This is a genomic window from Leisingera sp. (assembly GCF_034669605.1).
Lineage (GTDB): Bacteria > Pseudomonadota > Alphaproteobacteria > Rhodobacterales > Rhodobacteraceae > Leisingera.
On the sequence record NZ_JAXMOX010000277.1, the window covers coordinates 1 to 4,788 of the forward strand.

At 62.5% G+C, this 4,788-nt stretch carries 4 protein-coding genes; all 4 read left to right on the forward strand.

The annotated features are described in order from the left end of the window. Nucleotides 1–151: 151 nt before the first annotated feature. Nucleotides 152–1,759 carry a peptide chain release factor 3 gene (locus VOI29_RS22600; RefSeq protein ID WP_323783894.1) on the forward strand — a complete coding sequence of 536 codons (1,608 nt, stop codon included), beginning with the start codon at nt 152–154 and terminating at the stop codon, nt 1,757–1,759. Nucleotides 1,760–1,799: 40 nt separating this feature from the next. Then, nucleotides 1,800–2,555, forward strand: a complete 756-nt coding sequence (locus VOI29_RS22605; RefSeq protein ID WP_323783896.1) for a hypothetical protein — start codon at nt 1,800–1,802, stop codon at nt 2,553–2,555. Then, the gene (locus VOI29_RS22610) at nt 2,545–3,486 is read left to right on the forward strand and encodes a glycosyltransferase family 2 protein (protein WP_323783898.1); all 942 of its coding nucleotides are present in this window, start codon (nt 2,545–2,547) and stop codon (nt 3,484–3,486) included. Before VOI29_RS22605 ends, VOI29_RS22610 begins: the two co-directional genes overlap by 11 nt. 182 nt (nt 3,487–3,668) lie before the next feature. After that, nucleotides 3,669–4,788 (forward strand): DEAD/DEAH box helicase (locus tag VOI29_RS22615; protein WP_323783900.1); only part of this gene is annotated, 1,120 nt, incomplete at its 3' end.

Below are 4,788 nucleotides of genomic sequence, written 5' to 3' on the forward strand. Positions count from 1 at the left end.
CCCTCCCGGGGGGAGGGTCGGGCGCTGCCCGGCGGGACGCCGGGCGTATCGGAATAGGCAGCCGCCCGGTGCACGTGGGATGCACGGGAGTGCACGCCTGCCGCCCCCTGTTTTTCTTGCCTCTTGCGGCATTCCTGCTATACGCGCGCTCATGCAGGATTCCGTCACCACCCGCCCCGAACTGCCGCCCGAAATTGCCCGCCGCCGGACCTTTGCGATCATCTCGCACCCGGATGCGGGCAAGACCACGCTGACTGAAAAGTTCCTGCTCTATGGCGGTGCGATTCAGATGGCCGGACAGGTGCGCGCCAAGGGCGAGGCGCGGCGCACGCGCTCGGACTTCATGCAGATGGAAAAGGACCGCGGGATCTCCGTTTCCGCCTCGGCAATGTCGTTTGATTTCAGTGGCTTCCGTTTCAACCTGGTGGACACGCCCGGCCACTCGGACTTCTCCGAGGACACCTACCGCACGCTGACCGCGGTGGATGCGGCGGTGATGGTGATCGACGGCGCCAAGGGCGTGGAAAGCCAGACCCAGAAGCTGTTCGAGGTCTGCCGCCTGCGCGACCTGCCGATCCTGACCTTTTGTAACAAGATGGACCGGGAAAGCCGCGACACTTTTGAAATCATTGACGAAATCCAGCAGAACCTGGCGATCGACGTAACCCCGGCGGCCTGGCCCATCGGCGTCGGCCGGGATTTCATCGGCTGTTACGACATGCTGCGCGACCGGCTCGAGCTGATGGACCGCGCCGACCGTAACAAGGTGGCGGAAAGCATTGAAATCAACGGCTTGGATGATCCCAAGCTGGGTGAACACGTGCCTGCGCATCTGCTGGAGAAGCTGCTGGAAGAGGTCGAGATGGCCCGCGAGCTGCTGCCGGCCTTGGATCCGCAATCGGTGCTCGAAGGCCATATGACCCCGATCTGGTTCGGCTCGGCGATCAACTCGTTCGGTGTGAAGGAGCTGATGGACGGCATCGGCGCCTATGGCCCCGAACCGCAGCCGCAATCCGCCCAGCCCCGGCAGGTGGCGCCGGAGGAACAGAAGGTCGCCGGATTTGTCTTTAAGGTTCAAGCCAATATGGACCCCAAGCACCGCGACCGGGTGGCATTCGTGCGGATGGCGTCGGGGCATTTCAAGCGTGGCATGAAGCTGACCCATGTGCGCACCAAAAAGCCGATGGCGATTTCCAATCCGGTGCTGTTCCTGGCCTCTGACCGCGAACTGGCGGAAGAGGCCTGGGCCGGCGATATCATCGGCATTCCGAACCACGGCCAGCTGCGCATTGGTGATACGCTGACCGAGGGCGAGGCGATCCGGGTGACCGGCATCCCGTCTTTTGCGCCGGAACTGCTGCAAGGCGTGCGGGCGGGCGATCCGATGAAAGCCAAGCACCTGGAAAAGGCGCTGATGCAGTTTGCCGAGGAAGGGGCTGCCAAAGTGTTCAAGCCCTCGATCGGCTCCGGATTCATCGTTGGTGTTGTCGGCCAGTTGCAGTTCGAGGTTCTGGCCTCGCGAATCGAGATGGAATACGGCCTGCCGGTGCGGTTTGAGGCCAGCCAGTTCACCTCGGCCCGCTGGGTCAGCGGCGAACGGGCAGCCGTGGACAAGTTCACTGACGCCAACAAGCAGCACATCGCACGTGATCACGACGGCGATGTGGTGTATTTGACGCGGTTGCAATGGGACATCGACCGGGTGGTGCGCGACTATCCGGACTTGAAACTGACCGCGACCAAGGAAATGATGGTGTAACCGACGGCCCTTTAGAGAAATCAGAGCATTGAAGCCCGCCTTGGATTTGGAACACGAACACTATCCTGGCGGGTTTTACACGCTCATGCGGCGGCTCGAAAAGCGCGAGACGCCGTTTGACGATCCCCTGTCAGTGCTTCCGCCCCTGGACATCGATCTGAACGCTCTGAAGGCGCAGCGCGTGGACGGTGCGCCGGAAATGATCGACATGCCCGAAGACCGCAGGCATGCCCTGCGCAAGCGGGCGCTGATACGGACCGAGTTTCTCGGCCAGCCGGAACTTTGGGCTTTGCATGCTGTGTGTATCGCTATCCTGCGCAGGCGGTCGCCGCCGCCGGAGGCGCAGCAGTTGTTCCTGCGGATCTGGAGGGAGCACGGCGGTTCTCTGGCCCTTGAACTGCCCGTCCGCTGGCTGATTTCGGCTGCGACCACCTTTGGCGACCACGGTGAAACCATCGATCAGCGTCTGGGCGGTCAGGGGCTGATGATGCTGTTCGACCTGATCAAGCTGCACGACAGCGAGCGCCGCCAGAGCGGGCGCAGGAACAGCGACGGTTTTCCGCGCTCCCGCGGCGGTCCGCGACCGGATGATCTGGGCTTTGGACTGGAGCCTTATTCCCTGCCTCATGGCGATCTGGACATGAACATGCTGGCGCGGCTGTGGCGGTATTCGGAGAATGACACGGTCTTGCAGCCGCTGGGCATGCGCATGCTGCGGATGGTGATGAGTGACCCGCGCAGCATTTTCGGGCGCATTCAGCGCTACAAAGACAGATCGGCCTCAGATGAGCGATAGTGCGGTCAAATGGGGCGTGGTCAGCACGATCAAGGCCGAGGCCGCGGAGATCCTCTCCTTTGCAGCGCATTATCTGGACGCCGGAGCGCACCGGCTGTTCCTTTATCTGGATGCCCCCTGCCCGGACGCCTATCCGCTGCTGAAAGCGCATCCGAAAATCCGCGTGGTTGAATGCGATGACGGGTATTGGCAGCAAAAGGGCCGCCCGGCGCGGCATCAGGTGCGGCAGACCATAAATGCCAATCGAGCTTACCGGCGTCAGGCCAAGGATGTCAGCTGGCTGCTGCATTGCGACGTGGATGAGTTCCTGTGGTCGGACAGCCTGCCCGCCAGCCGGCTTGCAGCGCAGCCGCCAGCGACCCAATGCGCCCGGGTCAGGCCGATCGAGGCCCTGGCCGGCGGTGATGGAACGGCATTCAAGGGATATGTTGCCGCCGCACAGCGCGGCGGCCCCGCTGATCAGCTTTACCCCCGGTTCGGCCGGGTGCTGCGCGGCGGTTTTCTCAGCCACGTTCAGGGCAAACTGTTTGTCCGGACCGGCATTGACGGGCTCAGCCTGCGCATTCACAACGCCTTTCTGGGCGAGACGGAAAACCCCGGCGCCGCAGAACTGGACGGCATGGAGCTGTGCCATTTCCACGCAGCCGACTGGCAGAGCTGGATCAGCCACTACCGCTACCGGCTGCAAAAAGGCTCCTACCGGGCCGAACTTGCCCCCGCCCGGCCGCAAGAGCCCGGGAGAATCACGACGCATGAGCTGCTCAGTTCTATCGAGTCGGATCAGGGCGAAGCCGGCCTGCGGACCTTTTTCGACGAAGTTTGCGCCGACAGCGCAGGCCTGAGGGACCGCCTGCGCGCCGCGGGGCTGCTCAAGATTCGAAAACTGGATTTAGCCAGGAAACGGCGGAAACACTTTCCAGAATTCGGCTGAATTGTCGCTCTGTTGCAAAAGACCCGGACAAAAACGCTGCAAAATCCGGCATTAATTGACGATCGCGCAGGATTTTGCTATGCCGCCTCACGAGCCGGCAGCTGCCATCCCGCATGACCTTTGCGGAGTCGGCTGCAACACACACGCGCGGGCCAGGTCAGTGTCCGCAATGACGGATGCATATGACAAAATTCACCGATCTCAACCTTAATCCCAAGGTCCTCAAAGCTGTTGAGGAAGCTGGATATGAAACCCCCACTCCCATCCAGGCGGGAGCGATTCCGCCTGCGCTGGAAGGGCGCGATGTTCTGGGAATCGCTCAGACCGGCACCGGCAAGACGGCGTCTTTCACATTGCCGATGATCACGCTGCTGGCGCGCGGCCGCGCCCGCGCCCGGATGCCGCGCAGCCTGGTGCTGTGCCCCACCCGCGAGCTGGCGGCCCAGGTGGCGGAAAACTTCGACACCTATGCCAAGCATGTAAAGCTCACCAAGGCGCTGCTGATCGGCGGGGTCTCGTTCAAGGAACAGGACGCGCTGATCGACAAGGGCGTCGATGTGCTGATCGCCACCCCCGGCCGTCTGCTGGACCATTTCGAACGCGGCAAACTGCTGCTGACTGGCGTGCAGGTGATGGTGGTGGACGAAGCCGACCGGATGCTGGACATGGGGTTCATCCCCGATATCGAGCGCATCTTCTCGCTGACACCGTTCACCCGCCAGACGCTGTTCTTCTCGGCCACCATGGCGCCGGAAATCGAGCGGATCACCAACACCTTCCTGTCCGGCCCCGAGCGCATTGAAGTCGCACGGCAGGCCACCGCATCGGAAACGATCGAACAGGCTGTGGTGCAGTTCAAGGCATCGCGCCGTGACCGCGAGGGCAGCGAAAAGCGTACCGTTCTGCGGGCGCTGATCGACAATGAGGGCGACAAGCTCACCAATGCAATCATCTTCTGCAACCGCAAGTCGGACGTGGATATCGTTGCCAAATCGCTGAAGAAATACGGCTATGACGCGGCGCCGATTCATGGCGACCTGGATCAAAGCCAGCGGACCAGGACATTGGACGGCTTCCGCGAAGGGTCCCTGCGGATCCTGGTCGCCTCGGATGTGGCCGCGCGGGGCCTGGATGTGCCCAGCGTCAGCCATGTGTTCAACTTCGACGTGCCCGGCCATGCCGAGGATTACGTTCACAGGATCGGACGCACCGGACGCGCCGGCCGCGCCGGCAAGGCGATCACCATCTGCATTCCCCGCGATGACAAGGCGCTGGATGCAGTGGAGAAGCTGATCCAGAAAG